Genomic DNA, 16,094 nt, shown 5'->3' on the forward strand with positions numbered 1-16,094 from the left:
CTCCACCACGAACAAATTTTCTATAACGTCACAGAATATCCTACCCGCTATCCATAATTCGCATTTCGCAAGACTTTTCCGAGAAATCAGACCAGGTATAATCCATATTGTTTTTACTTAATCAGAAATTTCTTTTTTGTTGGTGCGAAATGGATATTCCACATATTTATTACTCTTACGCAAAATAGCCAGTCAACAGGGAGGTCTCATTCTTTATTATTGCTCCACTGTGTGGTGTGTAGATCTGGCTATTTCACAATCTTTAAGGTGTCTGACGCTTATTATAAAACGAAGGACGCATAACAGTCTGAGGCATACAACAATGAAACCTGCATCTGTTATCATTATGGACGAACACCCTATTGTAAGAATGTCGATCGAAGTTTTACTCGGTAAAAATAGCAATATCCAGGTTGTCCTGAAAACGGATGATAGCCGAACAGCGATAGAGTATCTGCGCACTTATCCTGTTGACCTTGTCATTCTGGATATTGAATTACCGGGCACCGACGGCTTTACCTTACTTAAACGAATCAAATCTATCCAGGAACATACCCGGATACTTTTTTTATCGTCGAAATCAGAGGCTTTTTATGCCGGAAGAGCAATAAGAGCGGGCGCAAACGGATTTGTAAGTAAACGCAAAGACCTCAATGATATTTATAATGCGGTAAAAACGATTTTATCCGGCTATTCTTTTTTCCCATCTGAGACGCTTAATTTCATCAGTAATACCCGTCCCCCCAAAGGCGGGCACCATGATATGCCACTATCTAACCGCGAAGTTACCGTGCTGCGCTATCTGGCCAATGGAATGTCTAACAAAGAAATTGCCGAGCAACTTTTATTGAGTAACAAGACTATCAGCGCGCATAAGGCCAATATATTTTCTAAACTTGGCCTTCACTCTATCGTTGAGCTTATCGATTACGCCAAATCACACGAATTATTGTAAAGGTACTCCCGACGAATTATCGTTCGGGAGCCACAATAACGGACACTAATTGTAATTGATCAGGAAGGTCGCATCCGCGTTAGCAAGTCCGGGCTGCACGCCATCGGCTAAGGCGATATAGTTCGCATAGAATTTCAGGGTAGCATTGCCGTTGTTGTCAATATCGACGGCCTTGCTGGCCTGTTCAAGCGGCAATCGACGTTGATCGCCATCGCGAATTTCAATCGCCAGTTTTTGCGCCATTGCCGTATCAGCAAGCGCCAGTAATGCCGTGCCGGGCGCTGGCGTCCCGGAAAACGTTATAGACGCCGACCCCGGCGGGCAGCCTTCAAGTTTTAGGCTAAAGGCTACCGGTTGCGTGGCGTCACCGGCGGCGTGAAGCTGTTTTGTCGGCCAGGTGCCGAGGTTAACCGATTTGTTACTGTCGCCCGCCACCACGGCGCAGGTAAAATCCACCGCGTTACCGCGCAGTTCAATATTCACTTCGCCCAGAGATGAGTTGGCCTGACTCAGCGGGCTGAACAAAACACAACCAATAGTGATGAAAACGCGCCGAAGGATCATTATACCTCCTTAATCATAATCGACTCGTAGATAGCCGCGCGCAGTAAACGGCCCTTCCACCGGTTTATTCCCCGTCACGCTGATCGGCCAGGCGCGAATACCTACGCGAGCGGCGGCGTTATCATCAAGATGAAACGGAATTTTACTCGACAAATTATTGGGTGTGAGCGGCGTACCGTTGCTATTAGCAACTACAAAGCCTAAATCCGGATTATCGGACACCATCGCCTGCCCTGAGGCCTTTTCGGCTTCAAGCCGCATCGATAAATAGGCCTGCGCCGCGACGTTGGTACATTTAATAGCGATAGTTTTCGTTTGCGGCGTGACGCCTTGCGGACGATTACCCGCCCCCGCCTGACTAAATAACGACGCGCCGATATCGCCGAAATCAAACTCCACGACCTGTCCGGCATTCACTTCACAGTTTTGCGGTACTTCCACTTTGCCGCTGTAGCTAATGGTATACACCGGCGTGCTCAACGCGTCGCCGGTAGAGGTCGTCACATAGACAGTAAACATTGTCTGGCGAGGGATCGTCACCATATTAATAAAAGGCCGGATCACTTTTAATTTAAAAACCAGCTTTGAGTCCTGCACGCCAAACGGCTTTTGCTGCGACACGTTAGAGTCGACGCCCATGCGAATATAGTTACGGGGCGGATAAAATACGCCAGCGACACTATCGGTGATGCTCATCGCGCCCAGAAGGTAGTCATTCAGTTTGAGGTATTTAAAATTTCCTTCGGTGCTTCGTACCGGTAATTCTGATACATAGCTTCGGTAGGTATAATTTACCGTTGTCCCCGCCGGGCACGTCGCGTTTACGCCGACCCAACCTGATTTTTCCGGCAGCGTCACCACCTGTCCCGGCTGATTATTGCCGCTGGTGAAAACATCTGACAGGTCGTAAAAGATATCGGTCGCCGTCCCGTTTGAATTACGGCAAACCGTCGCCAGCGCGGGATGGGTGAAAAAGAGCGCGGTCCCCGCCAGCAATAGCGCTGAGTATATTTTCATCTCTATTTTTCCTTTTATGACGCCGGACGGATACAGGTCGCGCTGGCTATCGTAATCGCCTGCTTCAGGCTGTCCTCCGCCAGGGCGTAAGGGGCGATACAACGCGCGTTTTTCCCCTCTCCCCACTGGATGAACAGTTCACCTTTTAGCGGCAAGCCGCTCAGATAAATTTGCCCATCATCGCCGACCATACTGGTAATGCCGCTGGCGGTTTCTCGTACTATCGCGCCAAACGGTAACGGACGTCCGCCAAGCCTCGCGGTAATGATTGCCCTTACGCCTATCCGCGTATCAAAAGCGGCCCTTACCAGCGCGCCCTCTGTCGGCACCACGCTGCTGACGTTATTTTCGACATCGGTATGGTTGTCCATCGTGTTGGTATCTAACGCGACGCGGTTATAGCGATATACCGTGGCGTAGGGCATTACCGCATAGCCCCGCCAGTCCGTTTTCACGCCGGTCTGGTTTTCGATGCGCACGCCTTTCGCTCCCGGCGCTTTAATCAAGACATTGGTATCGCCCAACGGTTGGCTAAACGTAATACCATCCGCATGACCGACCACGCCGCCGGAAAGTTGCCAGTTATAGTCATGCTGATCGCGATCGTAGTTATATCCCACGCCCAGCGTGCCATACGTCGCCTGCCAGCTAGCGCTGGCGCTGCCGCTATAACCATTGGTACTGCTACGACCCTGCGTCACGCTGTAGCTCAGATTACGTCCTTCCAGAAGCGTGCCGCCCACGCCGGTCTGCCAGCTATTGTCGCCGTCGCGGTTGCGGTTGGCGTTAAACGTGGCATAAGTACGATCAAGAAGAGTGTCGCGCGCATAACGCCGTCCGGTCAGAACGCTAAACGGAACGGACATATTGAATGCCAGAATGCGGTCGGCGCCTGAGATCCCCACCGACTCGTTCCACGACCATGACAGCGAATAACTTATGCCTTGCCATCCACTGGCGTATCCCAGTTGATACCAGGTATTGGTATCCGCCGTATTCCAGTAATTTTGTTGACTGCCGGAAAGATACAGTGACCCGTAATCCCCCAGGTTTTGCGAAATATTGACCTGAAAGCGGCCTTTTTTGCTGTAACGGAGATTGTGGTAGCTCTGCGCCACCGGCACTTTATGGCGGCGTCCGTCGCTATCGTATTCGTAGTCGTACCCTTCCATACTGCGGTATGCCACATCATCCAGGGTGTAAAATCCGCGTGTGGAATAGCGGTAACCCAGCAATTGAAAATTAGTCCCGTAATTATTTAGCGATTTGGCGTACAGAAAACGCAACGATTGCCCCTGATGGGTGCTGTCATCTGCCAGTTGGCTACGCGCATGTGTGACATCGACCGACACGGCACCCCAGTCACCCAAATTTCGCCCCGCCCCGACCACTACGGCACGGTAACGATCGGCAAGTTGCGTACCGCCGTAAGCCGTCAGCCCCGCAGGCAGGCCGGCAATCACCGTTCCCTGGAAAAAGAATGGCGAAGACTGCTGACTATTGCCGCTGCGAAAATCCCCGGCCACCAGGTCATACTTCACCCTGCCCTCACGCTGCAATAGCGGAACGGTAGAGTAAGGCACCGTGTAACGTTGTTGGCTACCGTCTTTTTCATCTACCGTCACCTCAAGGTCGCCGCTGGAAGAGGTAGGATTAAGATCGGTAATCGCAAACGCACCCGGCGACACATAGCTTTGGTAGATAACATACCCGTTCTGTCGTATCGTCAGCTTTGCCGCCGTCCGGGCGATTCCTCTAACCGTGGGGGCGTAGCCCTGCAGGCTATCGGGATACATATTGTCAGAAGAGTACAGCCGCGCTCCGCGAAAGCCGACGCTGTCGAAAACATCGTTCCCGGTATTGCTGTCCCCCATGACCAGTTCGCTTTTTAGCGGAATGATGGCGCGCTGTACCCAGGTGCCAATGTTGTTCCAGCGTTGCGAATGATAGCCGTCCCCTTTCGAATAGTTCCAGGCTCCGTTATTACGCAGCCGCCAGGGGCCATAGTTCAACCCGCTCAGCAGACTCAAAAAATAGCTATCGCTGTCTGTTCCACGGCTACCGGTAAAACTGTAATTAATGAGTGCGGCGGGTATCCCTTCATCCCACTCTTCCGGCGGGATATAGCCACGCGCGCTGTTGAGCAATGACGCCTGCGGCAAGCTAATATTTAAGCGCATCGACGCGAAATCGAACGCGACCTCCGCGCCCGGGATTTTCTCAGGAAGGCGAATACACGTGGTATCGACGCCTTTATCTGAGACAGGGAACGCCGCGGTATTCACGCCCAGCCGTTTAATCCACTCCGGTGTAAAACAAGGCATCAGGCCGCCGGATTTATCGCCGGTGCCCACGGCGCCCGCCTCAAAACGAATATCCTGCGTCGCTACGAATTCGTCGTTACGCCAGATATCCACCCGGTAAATACCGGGAGGCTGATGATTACCTTTTTCAAAGCGAGATAAATCCGCCACGGACGCGGTATCCGCCGACAAAAACGCAGGGTTGAAATAACTTTCGCCGCGGCTCGTCAGCGGACACAGCGCCGCCAGCACCGACAGCGCCACGCCGCTTAACGGTGATACATAGCCGGGAAATCGCCCTGCAAACCAGGTTGTCTTCTTCATCGTGTTCTCGTGTGGCTTCACGCTCTCTGCTTAACCGAGACTGGCCGTTGTCGCCGACGTCAATGCGCCGTAATCATTGACGGTCTGAAATGTCACGCTGCCCTGCGCGCCAGTCGGTAAGGGAATTTGCATGTCGCTTTTTGGCGCGATCATCACGTTATCAATCTTTTTCGCGCCCACGCTGATATTGACCAGCGTGAGGTAATAAGCAGATGGGTTGGTTATCTTGAGATGGTTGCCGACACGGGAAAATTTCAGCAAGGTCGGCGCGTCTTCCGGCGTCTGTGGCAAATTCGCCGGACGCACGAACAGTTTGATGCGCGACAGAATCGCCAGTTGCAGAACGTTTTTTCCTTCAATATGACTTTTATCGACCGACGGGATGGCTTTCACGTTCATCCAGAATAACGACTCCCGATCCCCGGGTAGCGGTTGCCCGGCGTAGATAATACGCAGCGTGTTTTCGCTTTTGGGTTCGCTGACGAATAAAGGCGGCGTAACGATAAACGTTTTTTCTTTCTGCCCGGCGCTATTTTCGATCCATGAATTGACGAGGTAACGTTCTTGAGTATCGCTATTACTGATTGCCAGAGAAGTCTGTTTCGCCGCCGAGGGATAAATAACGCGCGTGGCGCCTAATGCAATCCCCCCCGCCGCCTGTACGTTCAGCGAAGTAAATAACGTGAGAAGAACAATAAAGCCTAATTTTATACTATTCAGCATGGTAAAAAATACCTTTTGCATTGAGTCACGTCGGCAAGAAAATTCATGGGTAAACCAGCGTAAACCACACTTCTGAATGAATTCGTCCCGGCGTCATATTTTCTGAAATTGCCCGATAGCGGGCGGTAAAATGCAAAGTCATTTCTGACGTTAAAATGGGCGTGTAATGAAGCGGTAATGTGTTAGGTATGATTTGCCGCTGCTGGTCATCAAATAACGCCAGGCCGATTCCGGCATTACCGATACCCTCGCCGCTGGCCAGAAAAACATGGGGATCTTCCGCAGGCGTAACGCCGGCAAACGCAATGCCGACATGACGCCAGACTTCCGCGCTACAGGAGATTAACCGTAACGAAAATGGAACGCTGACGGGAGCGAAGCTGCCAGGACCGGTAAACGCATTCGTGCGGTACTGTCCCATCAGTACGCGCAAATCCTGGCTTTCTGTGGCGACAGCGCAGCCGCCATTGACCAGTTGTCCGCGCAGGTGAATACGCCCGCTCTCCACCATTACCGGCTGCGCAATAACGGGCGACATCAAAACAAGCCCCACTAGCGCCGCGCCTTTCCTTATCATCTGCTATGTTCTCTTTTATCCCCGATAGCCTCTTCCGTTGAGGCGCCTCCCTTCCCTGGCGTTCCCAGACGGGATTATTCGTATTTCATGATAAAGGTGGCGTCGGCATTAGCCTGGCCTGGCGTCGTGGCGGTGGCGGTTGCCTTATAGCGTGCGGTAAAACGCAGCGTATTGGTGCCTTCAACCAGCGCCTGCTTCGCCGAGAAGGTCGCGCCGTCCGGTTTCAACGGTGAGGAGGTGTTATCAAGAATCTCAATCCCGACGCCGGTTGCGGTAGTGCTATTGTCCGCAGAGGAGACAGCCAGCAAATTAGGGTTGGTGTTATCTGCCTGACCAGAGAAAGCCACGGCAGCGGTAGCCGCCACTTTCGGATCGCAGTCATTCAGGACGATGGAGAAAGGCACCTGCGCGGTCGTATCACCAATCGCCGTAAAGCTGGCGGTACGGTATTGACCCAGCGTCACCGTTTGATCGGCGGATTTAGTGCTAACGGCACAGGCTGCATTAACCAGTTTACCTTCGAAATGAATAGTACCGCCACTCACGCTCACCGGAGTAGGATCAGCCGCAACCGCTGCGCCAGCGACAAACATCAGACTCGCAATAGTAGAGGTCATTAATTTATGTTTCATGGATTTCCCTTGAATTACACACACCCGGTTTCGGCATCCTGTCGGCTCCGTTTGAATTATTATCGACATAGCATGTCAGAAAAGTTATCTCTGCATCCTGTAAAGATAGATATCGCAGATTAATTAGTTTTCTGTTTCTCCCCTGAGTATCAGACGCAGTAATTAATCTTTGCGAATATGACATTTCGTCACGGTAATAAATTAAACATTTCGCTAAATAAAAAATAGCCGCAAACTCTTTTAATGACCTAAGCTAATTCTTATTGGGATATAAGAATGGTCTAATCTTATTTTGTATAAAATGTCGCATTATGCCGCCCGATGCTATTAACGGCGAGGGATTACGGTAACCATAGCCAGGGTGATGAATTGTTTCTTTTTGGTTAATCATGGCGCGCTTACGGGTCACGTCTCAGCATCGTCAACGGACGGGGGAGACGTCGCGTTTGCATCGGAAACACAAACGTTAACTGACAGCGAGGCCCGCTTCTGACAAAATAGCGTTATCCCCTTTGACTTGAAGTAACAGATGGAATCTTCTCTCTGATGGCAGCAAAGATTATTGACGGTAAAACGATTGCGCAGCAGGTGCGATCTGAGGTTGCTCAAAAAGTTCAGGCACGCGTCGCAGCGGGTCTTCGCGCTCCCGGCCTGGCTGTGGTGTTGGTCGGCAGCAATCCGGCCTCACAGATTTATGTCGCAAGCAAACGTAAAGCGTGCGACGAAGTGGGATTCGTCTCCCGCTCCTATGACCTGCCAGAAACCACCAGCGAAGCCGAACTGCTGGCGCTTATCGATACTCTGAATGCAGATAACACGATCGATGGTATTCTGGTGCAGTTGCCTTTACCGGCAGGTATCGACAACGTTAAAGTGCTGGAGCGTATCGCGCCGGATAAAGACGTAGACGGTTTTCATCCTTATAACGTCGGTCGTCTGTGCCAGCGTGCGCCGCGCCTGCGTCCCTGTACGCCCCGCGGTATTGTGACGCTGCTTGAGCGTTACAATATTGATACCTACGGCCTGAATGCGGTGGTCATTGGCGCGTCCAATATCGTTGGACGCCCGATGAGCATGGAGCTGCTGCTGGCTGGCTGTACGACTACCGTTACGCACCGCTTTACCAAAGATCTGCGTCACCATGTCGAGCATGCTGATTTGCTCATTGTCGCCGTAGGTAAACCGGGCTTTATTCCCGGCGAATGGATTAAAGAAGGCGCAATTGTGATTGATGTCGGTATTAACCGTCTGGAAAATGGCAAGGTCGTTGGCGACGTCGTGTTTGACGAAGCCGCGGCGCGCGCGTCATACATCACGCCAGTACCGGGCGGCGTCGGCCCGATGACGGTCGCCACGCTTATCGAAAACACGCTGCAGGCGTGCATTGAATATCACGATCCACAAGGAAAATAACATGGCGACATTCTCTTTAGGCAAGCACCCGCACGTCGAGCTGTGCGATCTGCTCAAGCTGGAAGGCTGGAGCGAAAGCGGCGCGCAGGCGAAAATCGCCATTGCCGACGGGTTGGTGAAGGTTGATGGCGCGGTTGAAACGCGTAAACGCTGCAAAATTGTCGCCGGGCAAACCGTTAGCTTCGAAGGCCAAAGTGTGAACGTCGTGGCCTGATACAGAGTGCCGGATAGCGACGCAAAGCGTCTTATCCGGCCTGATTACGCTGTCTTTTCAGATAATCATCCACTTAATCCTCTGCGTTCCAACTGCTAGCATGGCTATTTCCCTGAGAACCATCGCTATGCCTACCGTTATCACCCACGCCGCCGTTCCCCTGTGTTTTGGCGCAGGCTTAGGCCTGAAAGTTATCCCTCCTCGCCTGCTGTTTGCCGGTGTTGTGCTGGCGATGCTCCCCGATGCCGACGTGCTGGCCTTTAAATTTGGCGTCGCCTACGGCAACGTTTTCGGCCATCGCGGATTTACCCACTCTTTACTTTTCGCATTCGTCCTCCCCCTGTTGTGCGTACTCGCGGGACGACGATGGTTTCGAGCTGGGCAGGTGCGCTGCTGGCTATTTTTAACCGTTTCATTGTTGTCGCACAGCCTGCTGGATTCGATAACCACGGGCGGTAAAGGCGTCGGCTGGCTGTGGCCGTGGTCGGATGAACGTTTCTTTGCGCCCTGGCAGGTGATTAAAGTCGCGCCGTTTGCGCTTTCAAGCTACATCACGCCGTATGGACACCAGGTCATTCTCTCAGAATTGCTGTGGGTGTGGTTGCCGGGAAGTATTTTAGTGTTATTTCTATGGATACTTAAAACGCATATTAAAAGGAATCAATATGAATAAAATGACATTCGCCGCCGCGGTCGTCTGTTTCTCATTTTCCCACGCCAGCTATAGCGAAGAAATGTCTGCCACTGGATGGTATGCGGCATCGTCTGCGGTTGTCAGCGTGGGCAGTTCCGCACTGGTTAGCGGAATTATACTCTCCCCCGTACTGCTGCCGCTCAACCTGAGCATTGGCTCTGTTGTCGAAAATAAAAAGCAAAAAACCGCGCTGTTAACCACTAAGTCCCCCGATAACAAAGACATTAAAATGCAAGTTCCGCTAAATGTCGTCAAAGAAGGCAACCTCAAAGCAGGTGATAAAGTCACTCTGGAAAAAACGCAGGAAGGCACCGGCGCTTATTTGAAAAAAGAGGGCAAAGTCCTTGCCCATATGGTAAATCAGGACGACGCAGGACTTTCCAGCAACCAGACGGTACCGGCCAAATGAAGCGGTTCGCGTTTGCCCTGTGGCTCAGCGCAATCTCGCTCAACGCTTATGCAGACAGTGCTAACTGTCACCAAAAAGCAAACACGCCGGAGAACATCGCAGCGACAATGGATCAGGCGCTACAGCTCAAACAACAGCTTAACAGTCAACCCGATCCGGTCGTCATTCTGGTTCGCCAGGGGCAAGATATGTCGAGCCGACATTTAACCTGGTCACATGCTGGCTATGCCATGCGCCAGCCAAACGGAGACTGGCGGGTTTACCATAATCTGAATACTTGCGGAACCGCTGAATCAGCGCTCTATATACAAGGTCTGTATGAGTTTCTGGCTGATGACCTGGTGAATCAGAGCATTGCCGTTTTGCGCCCGCGTTCAGATATCGCGACGGCATTACAAACGCTCTTACATAGCGCTATCAAACTCAATCTCTTCCACAGTCCCCGCTATAACCTGATTGCGTGGCCTTTTTCCGGCCCTTATCAGAATTCGAATGGTTGGCTTCTCGAAGTGTTTGCGCGAGCAAACGATGCGCAGATTTGGTCACGCAATGATGCCCGCCGCTGGTTGCAACTTCAGGGTTATCAACCCTCTATCGTTAGTGCTGGCGCTTTTGAACGATTAGGCGCAAAACTGTTCACCCCCAACGTTTTCACCGACGATCAGCCAGCAGAATTGCTGCGAAAAGGAGATGTGGGGCTAAACAGCGGCGACAGCGTCATCCGCTTTATTGCCCATTACAGCCGGGCAATGCCCGGGTGTGAACATCAGAATCTGGGGGAGTCGGTGTGTGTTTATCTTTCGCCCGGTGCGAAAAAATAAAAAACAGGCCGTTCTATGCAAATAGAGCGGCCTGTAAAAGCGCTTACTTACGCCGCCAGGTGGTGCCCTGCGGGCCATCTTCCAGAATAATACCCATTTCAGCGAGACGATCGCGCGCCGCGTCCGCCGCCGCCCAGTCTTTCGCTTTACGGGCATCCAGACGCTGTTGAATCAAGGCTTCAATTTCCGCAACTTCACCGTCATCCGCCTGCGCGCCGCTTTGCAGGAAAACATCCGGCTCCTGCTCCAGCAGTCCCAGCACGCCGGAAATCTTCCGCAGATGAGACGCCATCGCATTTGCGGCGGTCATATCTTCGCCCTTCAGACGGTTGACTTCACGCGCCATATCAAACAGGACGGAGTAGGCTTCCGGCGTGTTGAAATCGTCATTCATCGCCTCCACGAAACGCGCTTCAAACGCCTCGCCGCCCGCCGGGGCCGCTGATTTATCCGTTCCACGCAATGCAGTGTATAACCGCTCCAGCGAGGCGCGCGCCTGCTTGAGGTTCTCTTCGCTGTAGTTCAGTTGGCTACGGTAATGCCCGGACATCAGGAAGTAGCGCACGGTTTCCGCATCGTAGTATTTCAGCACGTCGCGCACGGTAAAGAAGTTGCCCAGCGATTTGGACATCTTCTCGCGATCCACCATCACCATACCGGAGTGCATCCAGTAGTTGACGTATTCGCCGTCATGCGCGCAGGTAGACTGGGCAATCTCGTTTTCATGGTGCGGGAACATCAGATCGGAACCGCCGCCGTGAATATCAAAATGGTTGCCCAACTGCTTGCAGTTCATCGCCGAACATTCAATGTGCCAGCCCGGACGCCCTTCGCCCCACGGCGACGGCCAGCTCGGCTCGCCCTCTTTCGACATTTTCCACAGCACAAAGTCCATTGGGTTACGCTTCACGTCAACGATATCCACGCGCGCGCCCGCCTGAAGCTGCTCAAGATCCTGACGGGAAAGCTGCCCATAAGTCGGATCGGTCGGTACATCGAACATCACATCGCCGTTATCCGCCACATAGGCGTGCCCTTTCTCGATTAAGGTGCGGGTGAGCTCGATAATTTCCTGAATATGGTGCGTCGCACGCGGCTCGCTGTCCGGACGCAAAATATTCAGCGCGTCGAAGTCCTGATGCATTTCCGCAATCATTCTGTCGACCAGCGCGACAAAACTTTCGCCGTTTTCATTGGCGCGTTTAATAATTTTATCGTCGATATCGGTAATGTTACGCACATACTTCAGCTTATAACCGAGAAAACGCAAATAGCGCGCGACAACGTCAAAAGCGACAAACGTGCGTCCGTGGCCAATGTGGCAGAGATCGTAAACGGTGATACCACACACGTACATGCCGACTTCCCCGGCATGAATGGGTTTGAATTCCTCTTTTTGGCGCGTCAGTGTATTAAAAATTTTTAACATCGAAGATTCCGTATAGACGTGTGTGGGTAATAATCTCTGTATGATACATATTATTCGTAATCGAAGCAGCACACTTTGCAAGGTGATCGCAGCTTACGGTTATGCTATAACAAGCCCCTATATGTGCCCCATTGCGGGCTAAAGCACCACTCTCTTGGAACAGGATGCAAAAATGGTTACTTTCCACACTAATCACGGCGATATCGTAATCAAAACCTTTGATGATAAAGCGCCTGAAACAGTTAAAAACTTCCTGGACTACTGCCGCGAAGGTTTTTACAACAACACCATTTTCCACCGTGTGATTAACGGTTTTATGATTCAGGGCGGCGGCTTTGAGCCGGGCATGAAACAGAAAGCCACCAAAGAGGCGATCAAAAACGAAGCCAACAATGGTCTGAAAAATACCCGTGGTACGCTGGCGATGGCGCGTACTCAGGCACCACACTCGGCTACCGCGCAATTCTTCATCAACGTGGCAGACAACGACTTCCTGAACTTCTCCGGCGAAAGTCTGCAGGGCTGGGGCTACTGCGTCTTTGCGGAAGTCGTAGAAGGTATGGACGTGGTAGATAAAATCAAAGGCGTCGCCACTGGCCGTAGCGGTATGCACCAGGACGTACCAAAAGAAGACGTCATCATTGAAAACGTGACCGTCAGCGAGTAATCGTGGCGACACTGTTTATTGCAGACTTGCATCTGCAAACGGAAGAACCGGCGATCGTCGCCGGTTTTCTGCGTTTTTTAGCCGTAGAAGCCCGTCAGGCCGACGCGCTGTATATTCTTGGCGATCTCTTCGAGGCCTGGATTGGCGACGACGACCCCAACCCGCTACATCGTGAAATGGCCGTTGCCATTAAATCGCTGGTTGATTCCGGCGTCCCCTGCTTCTTTATTCACGGTAACCGTGATTTCCTGATTGGCAAGCGATTTGCCCGCGAAAGCGGCATGATTCTACTGCCGCAGGAAAAAGTGCTCGACCTGTATGGCCGCAATGTGTTGATTATGCACGGCGATACGCTCTGTACCGATGATGCCGGTTATCAGGCGTTTCGCGCCAAAGTCCATAATCCGTGGGTTCAACGACTGTTCCTTACCCTGCCGCTGTTTATCCGCCGCCGTATCGCCGCCAGAATGCGCGCCGGCAGTAAAGCCGCCAACAGCAGCAAATCGCTGGATATTATGGACGTCAATGCGCAGACCGTCGTCGCCGAAATGGAAAAACACCGCGTACAGTGGCTGGTTCACGGTCACACCCACCGCCCGGCGGTGCATGAACTTTCCGTCAACGACCAGCCCGCGTTCCGCGTGGTGTTAGGCGCATGGCATCATGAAGGTTCAATGGTAAAAGTCACGCCGGACAACGTTGAGTTAATCGCCTTCCCCCTGTAAATGTTCGTCGAATCGTCCGTTACGGCGCACACGCAACCGTTTTCCTTGCCTGATTATCATGCTATTCTTTGACACCTCAAAAGCAGCGTGTCCCGCACCACAGGAGTTTTAAGACGCATGTCTTCCCGCAATAATCCGGCGCGTGTCGCCATCGTGATGGGGTCCAAAAGCGACTGGGCTACCATGCAATTCGCCGCCGAAATTTTTGAAATTCTGGATGTCCCGCACCATGTAGAAGTGGTTTCCGCCCATCGCACCCCCGATAAACTGTTCAGCTTCGCCGAAACGGCGGAAGAGAACGGATATCAAGTGATTATTGCCGGCGCGGGCGGCGCGGCGCACCTGCCGGGAATGATTGCGGCAAAAACGCTGGTCCCGGTACTCGGCGTGCCGGTACAAAGCGCTGCGCTCAGCGGCGTGGATAGCCTCTACTCCATCGTGCAGATGCCGCGCGGCATTCCGGTGGGTACGCTGGCGATCGGTAAAGCCGGTGCCGCTAACGCCGCCCTGCTCGCCGCGCAGATTCTGGCGCAACGCGACGCGGAACTGCATCAGCGCATCGCTGACTGGCGCAAAGCGCAAACCGATGAAGTTCTGGAAAATCCCGATCCGCGGGGGACGCTATGAAGCAAGTTTGCGTTCTCGGCAACGGACAACTGGGCCGAATGCTGCGCCAGGCGGGCGAACCGCTGGGTATCGCCGTCTGGCCGGTTGGTCTGGATGCAGAGCCTACCGCCGTTCCGGTACAGCAGAGCGTCATTACCGCGGAGATTGAGCGCTGGCCGGAAACCGCGCTTACCCGCGAGTTGGCGCGCCACCCGGCCTTCGTCAATCGCGATGTATTTCCGATCATCGCCGACCGTCTGACACAAAAACAGCTTTTCGATAAACTGGGACTCGCGACCGCGCCGTGGCAGCTGCTGACCAGCGCCGACGAGTGGTCCGGCATCTTTGACCGCCTGGGCGAACTGGCGATTATTAAGCGTCGCGTTGGCGGCTACGACGGTCGCGGGCAGTGGCGTCTACGCGCGGACGAAACCGGGCAACTGCCGGATGACTGCTATGGCGAATGTATTGTTGAGCGCGGTATCCATTTTTCCGGCGAAGTGTCGTTAGTCGGCGCTCGCGCTCATGACGGCAGTACCGTGTTTTACCCGCTAACGCACAATTTGCATCAGGACGGCATCTTGCGGACCAGCGTCGCGTTCCCACAGGCGAACGCCGAACAGCAGGAGCAGGCGGAATCGATGCTGTCAGCAATTATGCAGGCGCTGAACTATGTCGGCGTAATGGCGATGGAATGTTTTATCACGCCGGAAGGCCTGTTAATCAATGAACTGGCGCCGCGCGTACATAACAGCGGACACTGGACGCAAAATGGCGCCAGCATCAGTCAGTTTGAATTGCATTTGCGCGCGATTACCGGCCTGCCGTTGCCCGCGCCGGTGATTAACGCCCCGTCGGTGATGATCAACCTGATCGGCAGCGAGCTGAATTACGACTGGCTGAAGCTGCCGCTGGTACATCTGCACTGGTATGATAAAGCGGTACGTCCGGGGCGAAAAGTCGGCCATCTGAATCTGACCGACAGCGATACGTCACGTCTTAGCGCCACCCTGGAAGCGCTCTCTCCGCTCCTGCCGGGCGAATACGCCAGCGGCATTATCTGGGCGCAAAGTAAGCTTAAATAAACAGCGTGGGCGGCGCATTCTCTGTCGCCGCCCGTCGCGATCACAGACAGATGCAGGTTCCCGCTCTGCCCGCCAGGGTATCGTCAATACGCGACAATGCGCCAATCCATGCCGGCTTTCCGCACCGCTTCACATATCCGCTTACCGCGGTCACCTTCGGTCCCATCGCGCCATCGGCTTTGGCAAACGGCGCCAGCTCATCGGGCGAAGCCTGACGAATAGCGCGCTGTTGTGGCGTTCCCCAATGTTCATACACCGCATCAGCATCCGTCAAAATGATCAGACCATCGGCCGCTATCTGCTCCGCCAGCAATGCCGCCGCCAGGTCTTTATCTATCACCGCCTCGACCCCTTCGCCCTCGCCGGCAACAGGTACCCCGCCACCGCCGCTGCAAATCACCACATGGCCCTCTTTTAGCAATAACTCAATAGCGGCGCTTTCGATAATCTGACGCGGCGCCGGGGAAGCGACGACACGGCGCAGATATTTTCCATCACGTTTCATATGCCAGCCATAAGTCGCTTCCAGCGCCATTTGCTCTTCTGGCGAATAAACGGGACCGATAAACTTTTCCGGTTCAAGAAAAGCAGGATCGTCCGCCGATACCTTTATCCGCGTTAATACTGTAGTCACCGGCGGCATATCGGGTTCAAGCGCCAGACGCTGCGCCAGCATATAGCCGATCATGCCCTGACTCTCCGCCACCAGCACATCCAGCGGATAAGGCTCAACGGCTTTCCAGGCAAGGTTCTGTAAAGCCAACAGGCCGACCTGGGGGCCGTTGCCATGTACTATCGCCAGCCGATACGAGCGGGCAAGTCGCGCCAGCGCAGGCACTGCGTCGGCAATATTACGATATTGATTCTCTGCCGTTAGCGCTTCTCCGCGCTGCAATAATGCGTTGCCGCCAAGAGCAACTACCAACGTTTTCATTC

At 53.2% G+C, this 16,094-nt stretch carries 18 protein-coding genes; 10 read left to right on the plus strand and 8 right to left on the minus strand.

Annotation, left to right across the window (positions count from 1 at the left end; translation table 11 throughout):
• Positions 1-322: 322 nt before the first annotated feature.
• Entirely contained in the window at positions 323-955 is a 633-nt protein-coding gene (gene fimZ / locus EOS98_RS16350) for a fimbria biosynthesis transcriptional regulator FimZ (RefSeq protein WP_126524210.1), read from the plus strand.
• A 45-nt stretch (positions 956-1,000) separates the two neighbouring features.
• Here the strand turns inward: fimZ and sfmF are convergent, their stop codons facing one another.
• From sfmF to fimA, 6 genes are all read right to left on the minus strand, one after another.
• Positions 1,001-1,519 (minus strand): fimbria assembly protein, encoded by a 519-nt coding sequence (gene sfmF, locus EOS98_RS16355; protein ID WP_126524211.1) that lies wholly within the window; start codon positions 1,517-1,519, stop codon positions 1,001-1,003.
• Between the two features lie 9 nt (positions 1,520-1,528).
• Entirely contained in the window at positions 1,529-2,536 is a 1,008-nt protein-coding gene (gene fimH, locus EOS98_RS16360; protein ID WP_058821687.1) for a type 1 fimbria D-mannose specific adhesin FimH, read from the minus strand.
• Between the two features lie 14 nt (positions 2,537-2,550).
• Positions 2,551-5,163, minus strand: coding sequence for a fimbrial biogenesis usher protein (locus EOS98_RS16365; protein ID WP_126524212.1), 2,613 nt, complete (start codon positions 5,161-5,163; stop codon positions 2,551-2,553).
• A 30-nt stretch (positions 5,164-5,193) separates the two neighbouring features.
• Positions 5,194-5,886, minus strand: a complete 693-nt coding sequence (gene fimC, locus EOS98_RS16370) for a type 1 fimbria chaperone FimC (RefSeq protein ID WP_001519112.1) — start codon at positions 5,884-5,886, stop codon at positions 5,194-5,196.
• A 43-nt stretch (positions 5,887-5,929) separates the two neighbouring features.
• Positions 5,930-6,463 carry a type 1 fimbrial protein subunit FimI gene (gene fimI / locus EOS98_RS16375; protein ID WP_000619614.1) on the minus strand — a complete coding sequence of 178 codons (534 nt, stop codon included), beginning with the start codon at positions 6,461-6,463 and terminating at the stop codon, positions 5,930-5,932.
• A gap of 74 nt (positions 6,464-6,537) precedes the next feature.
• Entirely contained in the window at positions 6,538-7,095 is a 558-nt protein-coding gene (gene fimA, locus EOS98_RS16380; protein ID WP_126524213.1) for a type 1 fimbrial protein subunit FimA, read from the minus strand.
• A 546-nt stretch (positions 7,096-7,641) separates the two neighbouring features.
• On the opposite strand from fimA, the gene folD reads away from it, so the two are divergent.
• The 5 genes from folD to EOS98_RS16410 all read left to right on the plus strand — a co-directional run bounded on the left by folD (position 7,642) and on the right by EOS98_RS16410 (position 10,646).
• Complete coding sequence (gene folD, locus EOS98_RS16390; RefSeq protein WP_000729165.1) at positions 7,642-8,508, plus strand: bifunctional methylenetetrahydrofolate dehydrogenase/methenyltetrahydrofolate cyclohydrolase FolD; 867 nt, start codon at positions 7,642-7,644, stop codon at positions 8,506-8,508.
• Between the two features lies 1 nt (position 8,509).
• Positions 8,510-8,722 (plus strand): ribosome-associated protein YbcJ, encoded by a 213-nt coding sequence (gene ybcJ, locus EOS98_RS16395; protein WP_000190278.1) that lies wholly within the window; start codon positions 8,510-8,512, stop codon positions 8,720-8,722.
• A 127-nt stretch (positions 8,723-8,849) separates the two neighbouring features.
• Positions 8,850-9,395 (plus strand): metal-dependent hydrolase, encoded by a 546-nt coding sequence (locus tag EOS98_RS16400; protein WP_126524214.1) that lies wholly within the window; start codon positions 8,850-8,852, stop codon positions 9,393-9,395.
• On the plus strand, positions 9,388-9,825 hold the full coding sequence (locus tag EOS98_RS16405) for an STM0539 family protein (RefSeq protein WP_001038581.1): 438 nt from the start codon (positions 9,388-9,390) through the stop codon (positions 9,823-9,825). The genes EOS98_RS16400 and EOS98_RS16405 overlap by 8 nt, the downstream gene beginning before the upstream one ends.
• Positions 9,822-10,646 (plus strand): DUF2145 domain-containing protein, encoded by an 825-nt coding sequence (locus tag EOS98_RS16410; protein ID WP_126524215.1) that lies wholly within the window; start codon positions 9,822-9,824, stop codon positions 10,644-10,646. Before EOS98_RS16405 ends, EOS98_RS16410 begins: the two co-directional genes overlap by 4 nt.
• Before the next feature lie 43 nt (positions 10,647-10,689).
• Here the strand turns inward: EOS98_RS16410 and cysS are convergent, their stop codons facing one another.
• Positions 10,690-12,075, minus strand: a complete 1,386-nt coding sequence (cysS, locus tag EOS98_RS16415) for a cysteine--tRNA ligase (protein WP_126524216.1) — start codon at positions 12,073-12,075, stop codon at positions 10,690-10,692.
• A gap of 172 nt (positions 12,076-12,247) precedes the next feature.
• Here cysS and ppiB point away from each other — a divergent pair, with 172 nt between their 5' ends.
• The 4 genes from ppiB (at position 12,248) to purK (ending at position 15,158) form a co-directional block, all read left to right on the plus strand.
• The gene (gene ppiB / locus EOS98_RS16420) at positions 12,248-12,742 is read left to right on the plus strand and encodes a peptidylprolyl isomerase B (RefSeq protein WP_000255991.1); all 495 of its coding nucleotides are present in this window, start codon (positions 12,248-12,250) and stop codon (positions 12,740-12,742) included.
• Positions 12,743-12,744: 2 nt separating this feature from the next.
• Positions 12,745-13,467 carry a UDP-2,3-diacylglucosamine diphosphatase gene (lpxH, locus tag EOS98_RS16425; protein WP_000212287.1) on the plus strand — a complete coding sequence of 241 codons (723 nt, stop codon included), beginning with the start codon at positions 12,745-12,747 and terminating at the stop codon, positions 13,465-13,467.
• Between the two features lie 117 nt (positions 13,468-13,584).
• Positions 13,585-14,094 carry a 5-(carboxyamino)imidazole ribonucleotide mutase gene (gene purE, locus EOS98_RS16430; protein ID WP_023241823.1) on the plus strand — a complete coding sequence of 170 codons (510 nt, stop codon included), beginning with the start codon at positions 13,585-13,587 and terminating at the stop codon, positions 14,092-14,094.
• Positions 14,091-15,158 (plus strand): 5-(carboxyamino)imidazole ribonucleotide synthase, encoded by a 1,068-nt coding sequence (gene purK / locus EOS98_RS16435; RefSeq protein ID WP_000815601.1) that lies wholly within the window; start codon positions 14,091-14,093, stop codon positions 15,156-15,158. Before purE ends, purK begins: the two co-directional genes overlap by 4 nt.
• A 40-nt stretch (positions 15,159-15,198) precedes the next feature.
• Here purK and EOS98_RS16440 read toward each other — a convergent pair whose 3' ends face one another.
• Positions 15,199-16,092, minus strand: a complete 894-nt coding sequence (locus EOS98_RS16440) for a carbamate kinase (protein WP_000855343.1) — start codon at positions 16,090-16,092, stop codon at positions 15,199-15,201.
• Between the last annotated feature and the right edge of the window lie 2 nt (positions 16,093-16,094).

The organism is Salmonella sp. SSDFZ69 (assembly GCF_004010755.1).
GTDB lineage: Bacteria > Pseudomonadota > Gammaproteobacteria > Enterobacterales > Enterobacteriaceae > Salmonella > Salmonella enterica.

Excerpts from the sequence above, each read along its gene's own strand:
- EOS98_RS16365 (WP_126524212.1), bottom strand. The coding sequence starts at position 5,163 with ATGAAGAAGACAACCTGGTTTGCAGGGCGATTTCCCGGCTATGTATCA.
- EOS98_RS16410 (WP_126524215.1), top strand. The coding sequence starts at position 9,822 with ATGAAGCGGTTCGCGTTTGCCCTGTGGCTCAGCGCAATCTCGCTCAAC.
- purE (WP_023241823.1), top strand. The coding sequence starts at position 13,585 with ATGTCTTCCCGCAATAATCCGGCGCGTGTCGCCATCGTGATGGGGTCC.
- fimH (WP_058821687.1), bottom strand. The coding sequence starts at position 2,536 with ATGAAAATATACTCAGCGCTATTGCTGGCGGGGACCGCGCTCTTTTTC.
- sfmF (WP_126524211.1), bottom strand. The coding sequence starts at position 1,519 with ATGATCCTTCGGCGCGTTTTCATCACTATTGGTTGTGTTTTGTTCAGC.
- cysS (WP_126524216.1), bottom strand. The coding sequence starts at position 12,075 with ATGTTAAAAATTTTTAATACACTGACGCGCCAAAAAGAGGAATTCAAA.
- ppiB (WP_000255991.1), top strand. The coding sequence starts at position 12,248 with ATGGTTACTTTCCACACTAATCACGGCGATATCGTAATCAAAACCTTT.
- EOS98_RS16405 (WP_001038581.1), top strand. The coding sequence starts at position 9,388 with ATGAATAAAATGACATTCGCCGCCGCGGTCGTCTGTTTCTCATTTTCC.
- EOS98_RS16400 (WP_126524214.1), top strand. The coding sequence starts at position 8,850 with ATGCCTACCGTTATCACCCACGCCGCCGTTCCCCTGTGTTTTGGCGCA.
- EOS98_RS16440 (WP_000855343.1), bottom strand. The coding sequence starts at position 16,092 with ATGAAAACGTTGGTAGTTGCTCTTGGCGGCAACGCATTATTGCAGCGC.
- folD (WP_000729165.1), top strand. The coding sequence starts at position 7,642 with ATGGCAGCAAAGATTATTGACGGTAAAACGATTGCGCAGCAGGTGCGA.
- fimZ (WP_126524210.1), top strand. The coding sequence starts at position 323 with ATGAAACCTGCATCTGTTATCATTATGGACGAACACCCTATTGTAAGA.
- purK (WP_000815601.1), top strand. The coding sequence starts at position 14,091 with ATGAAGCAAGTTTGCGTTCTCGGCAACGGACAACTGGGCCGAATGCTG.
- fimA (WP_126524213.1), bottom strand. The coding sequence starts at position 7,095 with ATGAAACATAAATTAATGACCTCTACTATTGCGAGTCTGATGTTTGTC.
- fimI (WP_000619614.1), bottom strand. The coding sequence starts at position 6,463 with ATGATAAGGAAAGGCGCGGCGCTAGTGGGGCTTGTTTTGATGTCGCCC.
- ybcJ (WP_000190278.1), top strand. The coding sequence starts at position 8,510 with ATGGCGACATTCTCTTTAGGCAAGCACCCGCACGTCGAGCTGTGCGAT.
- fimC (WP_001519112.1), bottom strand. The coding sequence starts at position 5,886 with ATGCTGAATAGTATAAAATTAGGCTTTATTGTTCTTCTCACGTTATTT.